Annotated in this window: 11 protein-coding genes; 6 read left to right on the top strand and 5 right to left on the bottom strand. The window is 57.7% G+C overall.

Annotation, left to right across the window (positions count from 1 at the left end; genetic code table 11):
* Window positions 1-30: 30 nt before the first annotated feature.
* The 5 genes from FIU93_RS30035 to FIU93_RS30015 are packed head-to-tail and all read left to right on the top strand — an operon-like array spanning window position 31 to window position 4,871.
* Window positions 31-1,359 carry an extracellular solute-binding protein gene (locus FIU93_RS30035; RefSeq protein WP_077293872.1) on the top strand — a complete coding sequence of 443 codons (1,329 nt, stop codon included), beginning with the start codon at window positions 31-33 and terminating at the stop codon, window positions 1,357-1,359.
* Window positions 1,360-1,416: 57 nt separating this feature from the next.
* Window positions 1,417-2,277 (top strand): sugar ABC transporter permease, encoded by an 861-nt coding sequence (locus FIU93_RS30030; RefSeq protein ID WP_022999582.1) that lies wholly within the window; start codon window positions 1,417-1,419, stop codon window positions 2,275-2,277.
* Window positions 2,274-3,116 carry a carbohydrate ABC transporter permease gene (locus FIU93_RS30025; RefSeq protein ID WP_022999583.1) on the top strand — a complete coding sequence of 281 codons (843 nt, stop codon included), beginning with the start codon at window positions 2,274-2,276 and terminating at the stop codon, window positions 3,114-3,116. The genes FIU93_RS30030 and FIU93_RS30025 overlap by 4 nt, the downstream gene beginning before the upstream one ends.
* Before the next feature lie 3 nt (window positions 3,117-3,119).
* Window positions 3,120-4,169, top strand: coding sequence for a glycerol dehydrogenase (locus FIU93_RS30020; RefSeq protein ID WP_152507968.1), 1,050 nt, complete (start codon window positions 3,120-3,122; stop codon window positions 4,167-4,169).
* Window positions 4,170-4,172: 3 nt separating this feature from the next.
* Entirely contained in the window at window positions 4,173-4,871 is a 699-nt protein-coding gene (locus FIU93_RS30015; RefSeq protein ID WP_152507967.1) for an SDR family oxidoreductase, read from the top strand.
* 115 nt (window positions 4,872-4,986) lie between these two features.
* Here the strand turns inward: FIU93_RS30015 and FIU93_RS30010 are convergent, their stop codons facing one another.
* The 3 genes from FIU93_RS30010 to FIU93_RS30000 form a co-directional block, all read right to left on the bottom strand.
* Window positions 4,987-6,312 (bottom strand): HlyD family type I secretion periplasmic adaptor subunit, encoded by a 1,326-nt coding sequence (locus tag FIU93_RS30010; protein WP_022999586.1) that lies wholly within the window; start codon window positions 6,310-6,312, stop codon window positions 4,987-4,989.
* Window positions 6,312-8,084, bottom strand: a complete 1,773-nt coding sequence (locus tag FIU93_RS30005) for a type I secretion system permease/ATPase (RefSeq protein ID WP_152507966.1) — start codon at window positions 8,082-8,084, stop codon at window positions 6,312-6,314. Before FIU93_RS30005 ends, FIU93_RS30010 begins: the two co-directional genes overlap by 1 nt.
* A 73-nt stretch (window positions 8,085-8,157) precedes the next feature.
* Complete coding sequence (locus FIU93_RS30000; RefSeq protein ID WP_152507965.1) at window positions 8,158-12,675, bottom strand: VCBS domain-containing protein; 4,518 nt, start codon at window positions 12,673-12,675, stop codon at window positions 8,158-8,160.
* A 435-nt stretch (window positions 12,676-13,110) separates the two neighbouring features.
* Here FIU93_RS30000 and FIU93_RS29995 point away from each other — a divergent pair, with 435 nt between their 5' ends.
* Complete coding sequence (locus FIU93_RS29995) at window positions 13,111-14,214, top strand: hypothetical protein (RefSeq protein WP_152507964.1); 1,104 nt, start codon at window positions 13,111-13,113, stop codon at window positions 14,212-14,214.
* Window positions 14,215-14,244: 30 nt separating this feature from the next.
* On the opposite strand, the gene FIU93_RS29990 is transcribed toward FIU93_RS29995, so the two are convergent.
* Both FIU93_RS29990 and FIU93_RS29985 read right to left on the bottom strand, forming a co-directional pair.
* Window positions 14,245-14,862 (bottom strand): GNAT family N-acetyltransferase, encoded by a 618-nt coding sequence (locus FIU93_RS29990; RefSeq protein WP_152508009.1) that lies wholly within the window; start codon window positions 14,860-14,862, stop codon window positions 14,245-14,247.
* A gap of 2 nt (window positions 14,863-14,864) precedes the next feature.
* On the bottom strand, window positions 14,865-15,152 hold the full coding sequence (locus FIU93_RS29985) for a DUF1127 domain-containing protein (protein WP_077293849.1): 288 nt from the start codon (window positions 15,150-15,152) through the stop codon (window positions 14,865-14,867).
* Window positions 15,153-15,163 lie beyond the last annotated feature (11 nt).

The following is a 15,163-nucleotide window of genomic DNA, read 5'->3' as shown; positions in this document are numbered from 1 at the left end:
CACCTGAAAGCGGTCAATTGGAGGAGAAACATGACTAAGAGCAAATTCGAGACAGGTCTCTGGACTAGACGCCAGGCCCTCAAGACCATGGGCATCGCCGGCGCCGGGCTGGCAGCCTCGTCCCTTGCGGCCCCGGCGCTCCGCGCCCAGGGCAACAAGCCCATCCGGTTTTTGAACTGCGAAACGGGCAAGGACACGCTCGCCTTTTTCTCGAAGGTGGCCAAGGAATATCAGGAAAAGACCGGCGTCGAGGTCGTCATCGATTCCGTACCGCTTGGCGAAAGCTTCACCAAGATCACCAATGGCATTCGCTCCGGAACCCCTTATGACGTGGCAAACGTCGGTTTCATCGGCCACGTGCTGCTATTGGCCGAGCAGGAACAAATCGTCCCCTTGAACGAGCTGACGGACGAATACCAGTGGGGGAACAACATCCTCTTCCCCATCGACAACAAGGTGTACTGGTACCCGTTCGACTACAACCTTGCGCTGATCTATTACCGCAAGGATCTTTATGAGACGAACGGTCTGTCCCTGCCGAACACGTGGGATGCGTTCGTCCAGAACAGCGAGGCGCTTGTCCAGGGCCGCCAGAAAGGCGCGCTGTTCCCGATCGGATCGAACGGTGCAACCAACTGGATGTCGTTTGCCTTCCTGTGGGCCGAGGGCGTCAAGCTGTTCGACGACCAATGGAACGTGATCCTGGACAACGACGAGATGAAGCCTCGGGTAGCCGCCTACCTCGACTTCATGACCAAGCTCTACGGGACGATGCCTCCGGGTGCTCTTCAGGCCAGCTATTCCGATGTCCTGTCCAACCTGGTTGGTGGTGCCGTGGCCCACGGAGCCTATGCCGGACGTGTTCTGGAAGCTGCAGAGCGGGACAACCCGACCCTGGCCGAGAACCTTGGCGTCATGCCCTACATGGATATGTCCGGAAAGCAAAAGGCGGTCAGCCACGGCTACGACGGCTGGGTGGTCCTGAAGACGGACAACACTGGTCCGGCGATGGATTTCATGCGGTGGCTTACGACCGATCGCATGGTCGACTTCCTGCATACCGCACCGGTTCACTTCCAGCCGACGCGACTTGATATCTATGAAGACCAGCGTTGGCGCGACAATGCAATGATCCAGAAATACTCTGGTGTGGTCGAGCAGATGCGAGAACTTGTGACCGACGAGTCGGTTGTGCTCACCTCCATTGATACGCAAGGCCCGGCGCCTGACGTCAGACCCGGCAAGGTGTTCGAGTCCTTCGTCATGCCTGAAATGCTGCAGAACAAGATCCTTCGCGAGATGGATTCTGCAGAGGCCGTGGATCAGGCCGCAGCCAAAATGCGTGAAGTGATCAAGTGACGAAACGGAGAGGGGAGTGGAAGCTCCCCTCACTTTCACACCATCTGGAGTTCGTGAATGACTCGCTGGTTGTTGCCGGGTTTTCTCGGTATCGGGTTTCTTGCGACCCTTGTCCTGATTGTCGGGCCTGCGCTTTATGCGGTTTCGCTCAGTTTTTATGACATGCCGTCGCTTACGGCCGATCCGGTCTGGGTCGGTTTCGCAAAATACGCCAAGGTTCTTGCAAGCGCAGAGTTCTGGAACGCGCTTTGGAACGGCTTCGTCTATGCCGGGTTGGCGATTGTCCTGCAGGTGGTGCTGGGCATCGGCTTCGCGTTGCTCTTGAACCAGAATTTCATCGGCCGCTCTCTGCTGCGCGGACTGACGTTCCTGCCGTATCTTCTGCCGACGGTGGTCGCGGTGCTGGTCTTCAAGTGGATGGTTGACGGCTCACTCGGCATCATCACCGTTCTGATGGATGACCTGGGCCTGCCGCCGATCTACTGGTTCGAGACCGAGACCGCGTCCATGACGTCGGTCATCCTGATTTCGGTCTGGTTGTGGACCCCGTTCGTCACCACGACCTTTCTCGCCGGGCTGCAGACAGTTCCGACCCAACTCTATGAAGCGGCGCGCGTAGACGGTGCCGGGCCCGTTCGGCGTTTCTTTCACGTGACCCTGCCGTCGCTGCGCCCGATCCTGACGGTCATCATTCTTCTGCGGGGCGTGTGGATGTTCAACAAGTTCGACGTCATCTGGCTGACGACGGGCGGCGGCCCGCTTGGTGCCACGGAACATCTGCCGGTCCTGTCCTACCGGGAGGCATTTGCCCTTTATGACATCGGCAGCGGCGCAGCGATCGCAACGCTTTCCTTTTTCGTCCTGATGGTCGCCGTTGCAATCTATTTCCGGGTGTTCCCGATGGAGGAAGGCAAATGAGTGGACAAATCCAGGCTCGCCGCGTTGCCGGCCGGGCGGGACTTTACTTCGCGGTGATCGTTCTGGCGGTCTACAGCGCCTTTCCCATCTACTGGATGGTCGTTTCTTCCCTGCGTCCCACTCAGGAAATGCTCATGAATCCGTCTCTGGTTCCGCAGCGATGGACGCTTGAGTATTACACCAGCCTGTTGGCGCAGACCGACTATCCGCGGCAGTTCCTCAACAGTCTCATTGTTGCAGTGACCACCGTTGCCCTGACAATGCTTCTGTCCGTCATGATCGCTTATGGGGTTACCCGCCAGCGCATTCGCGGCAAACAGATGATCATCGCCGGCATGCTCTATGCCTACATGTTCCCGCCGCTGCTGCTGGCAATCCCACTTTACGCAATGTTCGCGGCAATCGGCCTCAACGATACGCTGCTGTCACTGGTCATTTCCCACCTGACCATCACGATGCCGCTCGGCGTCTGGTTCCTGTGGGGGTTCTTCAAGACAATGCCCTTCGAGCTTGAGGAAGCAGCCATGGTGGACGGTTGCACGCGCCTGGGGGCTTTCCTGCGTGTTGTGCTGCCGCTGTCGGTCCCCGGGCTGGTAACGGTCGCGATCTTCGCCTTTCTCCTTTCCTGGACCGACTACACCTTTGCCCTGGTCATGATCGGATCGGACGCGAACAAGACGGTGCCCCTGGGTCTGGCTTCGATGATCGGCGCCTTTGACCTGAGATGGGGAGATATCATGGCGGGCTCCACACTGATTGCCATGCCGTTGTTCATAGCGTTCATCACGCTCTCTCGTTACTTCGTCCAGGGCCTGACCGCCGGCGCGGTGAAAGGATAACTCATGACAATGCGCATTCTGGGCGCTCCACTGCGCTATGTGCAGGGACCGGGAGCCATCGACCGCCTGGCCGAGGAAATTGCCATCATTGGCGGTGGCCCTGCGGCGGTGGTCATTGATCCGGTAGCCCGCGACCTGCTTGGTGACCGCATCAGCTCCCAGCTTCCCGACGCCCGCCTCATGGAATTCGGGGGGGAATGTACCGCGGCGGAAATCACCGCCAGGGCAAGGGAAGCCGGCGATGCACGGCTTCTTGTCGGCATCGGCGGGGGCAAGGCGATCGATACCGCCAAGGGAGCTGCAATCGAACGCGGACTGCCGGTTGCCATCGTGCCGACCATCGCCTCCAACGACAGCCCGACCAGCCACATTGCCGTTGTCTATACGCCGGACCATGCGGTTGAGGGCGTCCGTCACATGAAGACCAACCCCTCCCTTGTCCTGGTCGACACGGCAGTCATCGCCGGGGCACCACGTCGCTTTCTGGCAGCCGGTATTGGCGATGCGATGTCAAAGCCGTATGAGCTGGCTGGCGCTCTTGCCGGAGGTGGTCTCAACTTCTTTGCAGGCCGACCAACAGAACTCACCCAGGCCATTGTCGCGCGTGCCAGCGATATTCTTCTTGCCGATAGCGAAGCGGCGATGTCGGCCGAAGGCCCGAACGAAGCTTTCGAGCGCGTGGTGGAGGCCACCGTGCTTCTCAGCGGCCTTGCCTTTGAAAGCGGAGGGTTGTCGATAGCCCACGCGATGGTGCGCGGCCTGTCGGTCACACCGGCGCTCTCAGGGTTGCTGCACGGGGAGATGGTCGCTCTCGGCACCTTGACACAACTGGCAGCCGGGCAGGGGTCCGAGGAGGAAATCCGCACCCTTGCGGCCTTCTTCCGACGGATAAATCTGCCCACATCCTTCGCAGAATTCGGCGTCACCGGCTCAGCGGAACTGAAGCATATTGCCGAGGTTGCGCTCACAGCCCCCTATGCGCCGAACTACTACCGCAAACTCGGCGTCTCCGACCTCGTTCGCGCGATGCAACTGCTCGACGAAGGACATTGATCGATGCCGCCATCAAGAAATGTTGTGGTCACCGGCGGCGGTACAGGTATCGGTCTTGCGACAACGCAGCTTTTGACCGAACGCGGCTGGCAGGTAACGGCCGCAGGCCTGGAACGGGAGGAAGGCTTTCCGCAAGCTGCCCGGTTTGTCGAGGTTGACGTTACTGATGTGGCCGCGCTTGCCCATCTCCTTGAAGAAGTGCAAGAGCTCGGCGGCCTGGTCACCTGTGCGGGCACGATCCAGTACAGCCGGGAATGGGACGCAGCGGTATTCGAGAAGGTGATGGCGGTAAATGTCACCGGCGTGCTCACCTCCTGTGCGGCCGCGCGCGATGCGCTTCAACGCGGCAACGGTTCCGTCGTCAACATCGCCTCCATGTGGAGCTGGTTCGGCAACCCCGTTGCGCCTGCTTACGGCACCAGCAAGGGGGCGGTCGCTGCCCTCACCCGATCCCTTGCCGTTGCCTGGGGAGGAACCGGTATAAGGGTCAACGCGGTCGCGCCGGGTTGGGTGGAAACACGCATTTCCGAAGGCGCGCGATCAGATCCGGCACGGCGCGCACGGATCGACGCCCGCATCCCGATCGGCCGTTGGGCCGCGACTGTGGAGATTGCGCGGGTCGTCGCGTTCCTTCTGTCTGAAGACGCTTCCTACGTTCATGGCGCGATCGTTCCGGTAGACGGTGGTTATCTGGCGGCGTGAACCATGCAAGGTATTGCGTCGCTGCGGCATGCCTAAAACGCCGAAAGGCGTTGCCGGGTTCTGTTCTTCCAAACCCGGCAACGCCTTCTGATTTTAGGGTCACGCGACAGCCGCTTTAGAGTACGCGTTCTTCCCGGAACGCCCGCCCGAAGGATTGCAGCACAGGATCCAGCAGATAGCGCATCGGCGTATGGGCTCCTGTTTGAATGAAGACCTGCGCGGGCATGCCTGGCACCAGCTCAAAACCGCCTCCGGCCTCCCGGATGTCGTCGGACGTAACCCTGACCCGCACCGTGTAGAATTGCTCTCCCGTCTGCTCGTCCGTTTCGGCGTCCGCACCAACCTGGAAGACTTCCCCTGTCAAGGGCTTCATGTGCCGCCCCATGAAGGAGGTGAGCTGAACTTTGGCGTCCATCCCGATCATCACGTTGTCGATGTCGGACGTACGCAGGCGCGTGTCGAGGATGAGTTCCTCGTTCTCGGGCACGATCGTGATGATCGGTTCGCCCGGCCGCACGACACCGCCGACCGTCTTGTAGTTGACCTTGAGCACCCGCCCCTCGATCGGAGAGACGATCTCTGTGCGGTTCAGGATGTCCGAAGTCGCGGAAAGCGCCTCGTCAGCTTGCGCAATCTCCGCGTTGATTTCCGACAACTCCTTGGCCACCTTTTCGCGTTCTTCGCTTAGGGCCGTCAGTTCCGCGATTTTGATTTCCTCGATCTTCTGCCGCGCACGAGCGATCGTTGATCCGATGGCATTGCGCTCCGACCACAGTTCGGCCCGCTTGCGTTGCAGAGCCAGGAGTTCAGGCTGCCGCATCAGGCCTTTGTCCATCAGGACCTTTTTGCTATCCAGCTCCTTGTCAAGCAGCAGGATCTGATCATCCATGCCGTCTATCTGGGCCTTCAGGCTGCTGATCTCGGCTTCAACCTGGCCTGCCTGCACATGATAGGTCGACTGCTGCCTTCCCAGCAGCTCGCGCCGTACCTTGAATTTTGTAATCTCGTTGGCAACGAACTGCGTGTAACTTTTGTCGGCCGACATGACCGACGGCATCTGGACCTCAAAGGTTTCATCGCCACGCTCTTGCGCCAGCAACCGGTCTCTGGTCACCACATAGCGTTGGTGCTTGCGGTAGATCGACAGATAGTTCGCCGTTGCCAATGCCTGGTCAAGAACCATGAGAAGCTGACCGTCCTTGACGACATCGCCCTCCTTGACATTGAGATGGCGTACAATTCCGCCTTCCAGATGCTGCACCACGCGCAAGCTTCCGTCCGGACTGACCTTGCCGGCGGCGATGGCGGCTGACGACAGCTCCGCGAAACTTGCCCAAATTCCCGTGCCGAAGAAACAAACCGCGACGACCAACGAACCCATGATCCAGTGTTGCCGGATGGAGCGACGGAGGGACGACGCCGGGTTATTTTGCTCTTTCATCACTGACCTCCCTGAGTTTCGTTGGCCGGCGAAGCGCCTTTCGCTTGCGCCGGCTGGACCTTGCCAAGTTTCTGCAGGATATCGCTGACCGGGCGGATGGCGTGCTTCATGAACTCCTCGCCGGTTTGCGTCTTTTGAATCGTGCCGTCCGCAAGGGTGATGATCAGATCGACTTTCGAGAGCGCAGAGGGTCTGTGGCTTACAATGATGACCGTGCAGCCTTGTTCCCGAAGGAGCACAAGGCACTCCTGAAGCGAGGCTTCGCCATCACTGTCCAGGTTGGAATTCGGTTCATCGAGGATGATCAGCTTGGGCTTGTTGTAGATCGCCCTGGCCAGACCGACCCTTTGGGCCTGTCCGCCGGACAGACGAAGTCCGCCCGGGCCGATCAGGGTTTCATAGCCGTTCGGCAGAGCGTTGATCATGTCGTGGCAACCGGCAAGGCGCGCGGCAGTCACAACCTTTTCATCGTCCGGCTCGCCCATCCGGGCGATGTTTTCCTTCACAGTGCCGTATAGCAGTTCCACGGACTGCGACAGGTAGCCAATGTTCCGGCCGAGTTGCTGCGGGTCCCAATTGCGCATGGCGACACCGTCAAGACGGACCGAACCGGAACTCGGATCCATTGCGCCAATCAACAATTTGCACAAGGTGCTCTTGCCGGAGCCGGAATGGCCGACGATTGCATTCAGGGTTGCCGGCTTGATATCGATCGTGATGTTGCGCAGCAACGGCCGTTCCTGGCCTGAAACGAGCAGATTGACACCTTTGAGCTGCAGGTGCCCACTGGGTTCCGGCTGCTGGGTCCGGTCGAAGTGGAGTGGAGCTGCCAGAAAAATATCGTTCAGCCGACGATGGGACTGCATCGCACCGACGATGCCTCGCCAGGCGCCGATGGCCTGTTCGGCAGGCGCAAGCGCACGCCCCATGATGATTGACGCTGCAATCATGCCACCTGGGGTGATTTCACCCAGCGTGGCAAAATAGGCCCCGAGACCAAGGACACTAATCTGGGCCGTGAACCGGATGAACTTGGTGATCGCGGCGGTCTTCGCTGAAAAGGCGGCGACGGCGAAAGTAGAATTGGCCACCAGTTCGTTGTCGTTCCGGTAGCGGGCGAGAACGCCAGGCAGCATTCCCATGCTGTAGACGCTTTCCGCGTGTTGCGTCGCGATATCGATCGTCTGCTGTGCCCGCACACGAGCCGCCGCAGCACCCGCCATCCGGCGGCGAGTGACCGTGTCGTTGATGCCTGCGATTATCACCAAGAGCACACCGGCCGCGATGGCGACGAAGCCGAGGGCAGGGTGGATGAGAATAATGGCACCGACAAAGAAGGGCACCCAGGGCCCATCGAAGAAAGGTAGCACGCTCGAACTGCCAACAAATTGCCGGATGGTTGCCAGGTCGTTCATTGCATGAGAGTGGGACTTGCCCGTCGACCTGGCCGTCTGGATGACGGCATGCAGCAGGTCGGCATGTACGGTTTCATCCCACCATTTCGCTATGCTGGCGAGGATGGAGCCGCGGATTGCATCAAGAACCGCAATCACAGCCAGAAAAAAAATCACGATCATCGTCAGGAAGACAAGTGTCTCGAGGTGGCCGCTCTGCATCACCCGGTCGAAGATCTGCTGCATGTAGAGGGGTGAGGCCAGAGTTCCGAGATTGACAAAGATCGAAAAGAAACCAACGGCAAGAAACCCGGCCCAGGAAGAGCGATAAACCTTGAGAGCGGGATAAACGCTTTCCCTTGCGCTGCGTACAGCCATGTAGACTCTCCAAAAAAAAACATAAAAAAGAAGAGAGGAGAGGGCGCGTGCGCCCTCTCCAGAAGTTTCATGATCAGACGACCAGCGGACCGTCGCCGTCTCCGTCAAATGTCGGGATAAGCATTTCAGGGATTTCGCCCGCACCGTCCGCGGTGGTCCAGTCGTCACCGCCGAAGGTGTTGGTCTTGTCCGGATCTACCGACAGTTCGATATCGAACTCGGCGGAGTTGGAGACCGCGTCATTGACATCCACGACAGTCATCGTACCGGAGATGTTGGCGGTTTCGCCCTGATCCATTACCTGGGCCATAATGCGTTCCAGGTTATGGGTGAAGGTTACGCTGCCGTCGGCTTCACCGATGTTCAGAAGCCCTGCGGCTTCCAGATCTGCGATATCCAGCGTCACCTGATGGCCTGCGATGGACAGGCTGAGCGTACCCGAGATCTCATCGATCTGGAGCGTTTCCGTTTCACCATCATCAACGTCGTTGGCAGCCAGAAGCTCAAGAAGATTGAAGCTGCTTTCGTCGTTGTTGGAGTTGCTGTGAACAACAGTGAACGAACCCGTGTAGTCCTCAATAGTCGGGGCATCGTTCGTGCCGTTGATGGTGATGGTCACGTCGGTGGTGACAGTGCCGCCGTTGTTGTCGGATACGGTTACCGTATAGATTTCTTCGACGCTGTCGCCTTCGTTGAGGGCCTGAACATTGGCGTTGAACTGGTCAATGGTATAGGTCCATTCACCGGTATCCTCATCGATGCTGAATTGACCCAGTGCCCCGTCGACGACAGAGGCGGAGTAGGTCAGGACGTCCCGAATATCGACGTCCATTCCGACGATCAGGCCAGTGGCAACGTCTGTACCGTCTTCCCCGACACCGGATTCCGTCACCTCGCCCAGGATATCCGCATCGGAGATCGTGGGATCGTCGTTGGTGCCGGTCACGACGACCGTCACTTCCCGCGTGTCCGTCGCACCGCTATCGTCCGTAACGGTCAAGAGGTACTTGACTTCCAGTTGTTCGCCTTGGGCGAGGAAGTCGAGTGCCGTTGCGGCGATTGCAAAGGTCCAGGTGGCGCCTCCGTTGTTGGCGTTACCGGCCGATTGCTGCACCGTCAGCGCATTCGTGAAGGCAAGCTTTTGCCCCTCCGTCAGCGTGAAACCACTGCCTGCGACTGGTTCGACAGAGGTGAACTGAGCGGTCACTTCCGGCGTGTCGGACAGGTCTAGGTCGGTGAACAAGACCTCACCGGATGTTTCAAGCTGTGCCGGGGTATTGGCTTCCTCGAGAACGCCATCGAAGACACCGCCAGAGAACATCGGTCCATCATTGGTACCGGTGATCGTGATGGTGATCTGGGTGGTGTCAGTGCCTTCCGGGAACCAGTTCCGGTCGCTGACTTTGACGTCGAACGTCAGGTTCAGCGTTTCGCCGTCCGCCAGCCAGTCGAGTGGAGCCGAGCCGTTGTAGGCATAGGTGAATTCAACATTCCCATCTTCGCCCTTCGGCACGGAGAAGATGTTGTCCAGTGCGTCTCCGCTGGTGAAGTTGAAGTTGCTGGATGCCAGAAGGCTGCTGATATCGACACCATCCGGAAGAGCGCCTTCCGAATAGGTCGGCGAACCATCGCCTTCGACCGAGATGTAGAGCGTGTCGCCCAGATCCGGATCGTCGACCACGATGTTGCCGCTCAATTCGCCGATATTCTGCGGATTGGCGTTGAGTTCTTCGTCGACTGCGAAGTCAAGAACGCTCTGCTCGACGAGGATTTCCGGCTGGTCGTTGGTGCCGATGATCGTCACGGTGATCGGACGCTCGACGAAGGAGTCCGGGTCATTCGTGTCCTGAACCCGAAGCGTGTAGTCGATCGTCAGAACATCGCCTTCGGCAAGGAAGTCGATAGCCTTGTCCTGGACCTTGTAGGAATAGGTTACCCGGCCCTGGTCGTCGAACTGGTCGAATGTCCAGAAGAGGAAATTCGTATCCTTGGCTGTCAGCGCAGCGTAGATATCGCCCGGCATTTCCAGAATTTCACCGGCACCGGAGGCCAGGGAAAGGTTCGGTTCGCTGATCTGGACTTCAAAATTGTCCGGATTGACGACCGTGTCGGGATCGTTGATCTCGAAGACACCGCCGCGGGTATGGACGTAGCCTTCGTCTTCCGCACCCGGCCATTCAACGATGGGCAGGAAGTTCAGCGAGAGATCGCCGCCGATCGTCGGAGCATCGTTGGTGCCCGTGATCGTGATGGTGACATCCTGATCCACGACACCGCCGTTGCCGTCATCGACCGTCACGGTGTAGACGACTTCGACCTGCTCACCTGCGGCGAGGAAGTCAAGATGCTCTTCCGCGACGCTGTAGGACCAGTTGATCGTACCGTCGTTCGTGTTGCCCGGATCAGCGGACAGCCCGAAACCGGCCTGGATATTCGCGATCTGGCCGGCGGTGAGGCCGACACCATCAAGACCTTCAACGCTCTTGACTGCGAAGGTCGCCGTTGGCGTATCGGAGAGATCCAGATCGGAGAAGTCAATCGAGCCGCTGTCGGACAGGGTTGACGGATCGCCTTCAACGATGGATCCGCTCACGTCAACTGCAGTCAGTGTCGGAACGTCGTTTGTGCCGGTGATCGTGATGGTGATCTGGGTGGCGTCGGTGCCTTCCGGGAACCAGTTCCGGTCGCTGACTTTGACGTCGAACGTCAGGGTCAGCGTTTCGCCGTCCGCCAGCCAGTCGAGTGGAGCCGAGCCGTTGTAGGCATAGGTGAATTCAACATTCCCATCTTCGCCCTTCGGCACGGAGAAGATGTTGTCCAGTGCGTCTCCGCTGGTGAAGTTGAAGTTGCTGGATGCCAGAAGGCTGCTGATATCGACACCATCCGGAAGAGCGCCTTCCGAATAGGTCGGCGAACCATCGCCTTCGACCGAGATGTAGAGCGTGTCGCCCAGATCCGGATCGTCGACCACGATGTTGCCGCTCAATTCGCCGATATTCTGCGGATTGGCGTTGAGTTCTTCGTCGACCGCGAAGTCGAGAACGCTCTGCTCGACGAGGATTTCCGGCTGGTCGTTGGTGCCGATGATCGTCACGGTGATCGGACGCTCGACGAAGGAGTCCGGGTCATTCTTGTCCTGGACTGTAAGCGTGTAGTCGATCGTCAGAACATCGCCTTCGGCAAGGAAGTCGATAGCCTTGTCCTGGACCTTGTAGGAATAGGTTACCCGGCCCTGGTCGTCGAACTGGTCGAATGTCCAGAAGAGGAAATTCGTATCCTTGGCTGTCAGCGCAGCGTAGATATCGCCCGGCATTTCCAGAATTTCACCGGCACCGGAGGCCAGGGAAAGGTTCGGTTCGCTGATCTGGACTTCAAAATTGTCCGGATTGACGACCGTGTCGGGATCGTTGATCTCGAAGACACCGCCGCGGGTATGGACGTAGCCTTCGTCTTCCGCACCCGGCCATTCAACGATGGGCAGGAAGTTCAGCGAGAGATCGCCGCCGATCGTCGGAGCATCGTTGCTACCGGTAACCGTGACCTTGAATTCGGCCTTGTCGCCACCGACAACCTGATAAACGAAGGTATCGACACCCTCCTGGCCATCGGCAAGGCGGTTCGCTTCTTCGGAATAGACGTAGCTGGCTTCGCCCGTTTCGACGTTCAGCAACAAGGTGCCGTATTTGCCCTCGACCTCCAGCATGCCATCTGAATCAGCGACGGCATCAACGTTTACAATCGAGCCGCCAGCCGTTTTGAAAGCCAGCTGGGTGATGACCTGGCCGCCGGTTTCGCCGATTTCGTCGTCGTTGCCGAGAACGTTGAATGTCGCTGCAACTTCCGCTTCGTCGTCGCCGGTGGTTTCGGTGACGTCGATCGCATCGTTATGAGCGACGAGTGCGCCATCCGTGACACTGAAGAGATGGATGTCACCGACTTCACTGCCTTCGCCGAACTGAACCAGTTCGATGTTGTAAAGGGTGGTCGTGCCGGTGCCGTTGGTGATGCTGACGGAACCGTCTTCGTTGGTCTTGATGTCGTAATCTTCAGCCTTGCCTGCAAACTGGGCAACGTCCTTGGAGCCGCCACGGCCGTCAATGATATCGCTGCCGCCGTTGCCGAAGAAGATGTTGTTCAGGCCGTTGCCGAGCATGACATCGTCATTGACCGTGCCGATGGCATTTTCGATGGACGACAGCAGATCGATATCGCCGCCCTTGCTCACGGCGATACCGCTGCGAAGGTCGATGAAGATGCCGTTTTCTGTGCTGTTCAGGTAAGAATAATCAATTGTATCAACGTCGTCGCTGCCGAGCAGGATGTCGATGCTGCCGTAACCGACAAGCATGTCGTTTCCGCTTCTGGCAAGCACGAGATCAAGACCAGATGTTCCTTCGAGCGGTACATCGGCACCGGTCGTCCCATTCACGAAATTGATGCTGGAGACGTCCGGGGTCGGATCGCTGCCGTCTTCTTCGATGTAAGTACCGACAACGTCAACGTCGCTGATCGTGGAAGTGCTGTTCTTGATGTCCGCCAGAGTGGCGCGGATGGAGTCGAAAAATTCCGACAGATTGATGTTATTAGGCATTAATCCATTCCTGACTAGCTCCACCGGTTGCCCGTGAGGGACAACCGGTGATTAAAGAATGGGTGTAAAAATCACCCTTGCTGAAATGCACGAGCAGACTTGGCAGACTGTTTCAATTTGAGCCATTCCCCAAATGGGGGCTGCGTTAACCAAGAAGTTTGTTAACCTTGCCTTCAGACGAAGCCGCAGAAAATACGCAGCGTAAACAACACTTCGGAGAAAGCTTTAGAGTTTCAATGCGTTGAGGGGTGTTAAAATGACGTGTGGTCAACATTTGCACCCTAATTAACCATTTGTTAATTTTTTTGGCACGCGAGAAAAATAATTCCTCACGGAATACGTTATTGCCTCCCCTTAGAGTTGTGTATACGATTGCATAGTTTTTGTCGTGCCATTCTTCATATTTTTTTACTGTCAGAATGTTGTGTTTTAGCAATGTCCGAGCAACTCGAGAAGCTTATCGCAGAGTTATATGAGAGCGTAGAAACGGAGAGGTTGTTTTCAGAAACTCTTTCAAAAATAGTTACTTACCTTGGTGCGGCTCAATCTCATTTATGTCTTCTTGGGAAGGATAACTCTTCGATTGGAATTAATTTCACCGCCAATATGGATCCGAGTTTTCTCGATGAATACCACCAGCACTATGTCAACATCGATTACCGCTTAAAACTCATAACGAAATCACCTGTGGGGGCTGTCATGACGGACGATCAGTTCAATACACAAGAAGGTTTACGCTCCAGTCCGATCCATCACGATCTGTTTCCGCGATACGATGTGAACAGGATCATGGGCAGTAACATCACCGTTGACGGTCGCCTTGGCTGGTTCGGTGTTACAAGCATGCGCAAAGACGGGACCTTCTCCAAAGAGGTAATGGAGGATTTTTCGAGGCTCGTTGTCCATGCCAGGAAGGCGCTTCAACTTCGGCAGCTGCGCATGGAAACCGGTGAACGGGAACTCGTTCACAGGTCGTCCAACGATGCGCAAACCCATGGCGTCATCATGCTTGCCAATGGCGAGACCGAATACGTCAACCAAATCGCGCAGGATATCCTCGACCTGGGTTTCGTGAGAATACAAAATGGCAGGCTGGTCTGCCGCAATCCAAAGGAACAAAAGAAGCTGGACGCGGTTCACCGGCGCGTTCGAAACGGGGAAGCGCCACTGGTGCGTCTTCTCGATAGCAAAACCAACACGACCTACGCCGTACAGGTGTTCAACCCGCTCCCCCGTTTCGTTGACGGACGACTGGAACCGGCACGCTGGGTGACCTACAAGATCGTGGTGCTCAATCCGCAGGACATTCTCTCTCCGCGTACGCTCGACCGTATCAGCCAGTTTTTTGGACTGAGTGGAAGCGAGAGCGCCGCCATTGCCGCTGTCATAGCGCTGCAGCCGCTTTCAGACTACTCCCGGGTCAAGGGTGTTCAGCAGGATACCGTTCGAAAACAGCTGAAGTCTGCGATGACAAAGATGGCCGTCAATTCACAAAAACAGCTGTTCCAGGTCTACGAGCGGTTCAAGGTCTTCGAATGACAGCCCGGGCTTCCAGGGCACAGGTGAAGATCAACCCTCCACCTGCTCCCTGGCAGTGCACTCTCGTACAAGCAAAAGAGCATGGCCGTCAGAGTAGTGCAGGCTTGGATGCGGTACGATGGCGCGACGATCCATCTCGCGAAAGCCCAGTGACGCATAGAGACGAAGTGCCGGCACATTCCTGTCGAAGCAGATGAGTGAAACTCGCGTGAGACCTTGCGCGGCTGCAAGACGGTCGGCAAGGATCATCAGCTTTCGCGCGTACCCGCGACGGCGAAATTCCGGACGGACAGCCACGCCGGAAACATACAACGAGCCTGGATCTTCCAACTCGGAGTAGGGCCTGAGGACTGGATCGGCCTCGGGTGTCTCGTCACTCTCCATCTTGAAGGCATGCAGCATGGCCACCACCTGGCCGCCAATCTCAACCATGTGGCAATTCTGATAGGAAAACGCCGTGTTTTCCCGCGAATACCGCGATGCCCCAACCTCCAGGAGGTCCGCGCCGGGAACCCCGACGCGAGACCAGATGTAAGAAGCAAGTCCATCTGAGGACATCAGGAAAAGCGAGGCGATTTCATGTGCGTCTGCCTTCGTGGCCGGACGGATCTGTTCGCTCCGTGTTTCGCCTTTCGATTGGACCGACATTTTCACTTCACTTCTCCCGCGTTGACCTCATTGCACATGCCATCCCCCTTCGCCGCATCCAGCACGACAGCTGGAGCGGGCCTCAGGTGATGCAGCGCCCGGGTGTCACCGTTACGGATCACATGGCGCACGCTGTCACGGTTCAATCCGATGTCGCGCAGTTCATGGTCCGACATTCTCTCCAGCGTCTGGATCAGGATGCGGTTCTTCCTGGCTCTGCGCCAACGTTCCAGAATCCCGATCGCGTTCCTGCGACAGGTAATCCTGCCAACCATAGTCGAAACGGTCATTGTAATACTCC

Origin of the sequence: Labrenzia sp. THAF35 (genome assembly GCF_009363595.1) — a bacterium.
GTDB classification, from domain to species: domain Bacteria; phylum Pseudomonadota; class Alphaproteobacteria; order Rhizobiales; family Stappiaceae; genus Roseibium; species Roseibium algicola.
This window is presented reverse-complemented; position numbering and strand designations above follow the sequence as displayed.

Coding starts and splice junctions, on each gene's coding strand:
- FIU93_RS30035 (WP_077293872.1), top strand. CDS start 31: ATGACTAAGAGCAAATTCGAGACAGGTCTCTGGACTAGACGCCAGGCC.
- FIU93_RS30030 (WP_022999582.1), top strand. CDS start 1,417: ATGACTCGCTGGTTGTTGCCGGGTTTTCTCGGTATCGGGTTTCTTGCG.
- FIU93_RS30025 (WP_022999583.1), top strand. CDS start 2,274: ATGAGTGGACAAATCCAGGCTCGCCGCGTTGCCGGCCGGGCGGGACTT.
- FIU93_RS30020 (WP_152507968.1), top strand. CDS start 3,120: ATGACAATGCGCATTCTGGGCGCTCCACTGCGCTATGTGCAGGGACCG.
- FIU93_RS30015 (WP_152507967.1), top strand. CDS start 4,173: ATGCCGCCATCAAGAAATGTTGTGGTCACCGGCGGCGGTACAGGTATC.
- FIU93_RS30010 (WP_022999586.1), bottom strand. CDS start 6,312: ATGAAAGAGCAAAATAACCCGGCGTCGTCCCTCCGTCGCTCCATCCGG.
- FIU93_RS30005 (WP_152507966.1), bottom strand. CDS start 8,084: ATGGCTGTACGCAGCGCAAGGGAAAGCGTTTATCCCGCTCTCAAGGTT.
- FIU93_RS30000 (WP_152507965.1), bottom strand. CDS start 12,675: ATGCCTAATAACATCAATCTGTCGGAATTTTTCGACTCCATCCGCGCC.
- FIU93_RS29995 (WP_152507964.1), top strand. CDS start 13,111: ATGTCCGAGCAACTCGAGAAGCTTATCGCAGAGTTATATGAGAGCGTA.
- FIU93_RS29990 (WP_152508009.1), bottom strand. CDS start 14,862: ATGTCGGTCCAATCGAAAGGCGAAACACGGAGCGAACAGATCCGTCCG.
- FIU93_RS29985 (WP_077293849.1), bottom strand. CDS start 15,152: ATGACCGTTTCGACTATGGTTGGCAGGATTACCTGTCGCAGGAACGCG.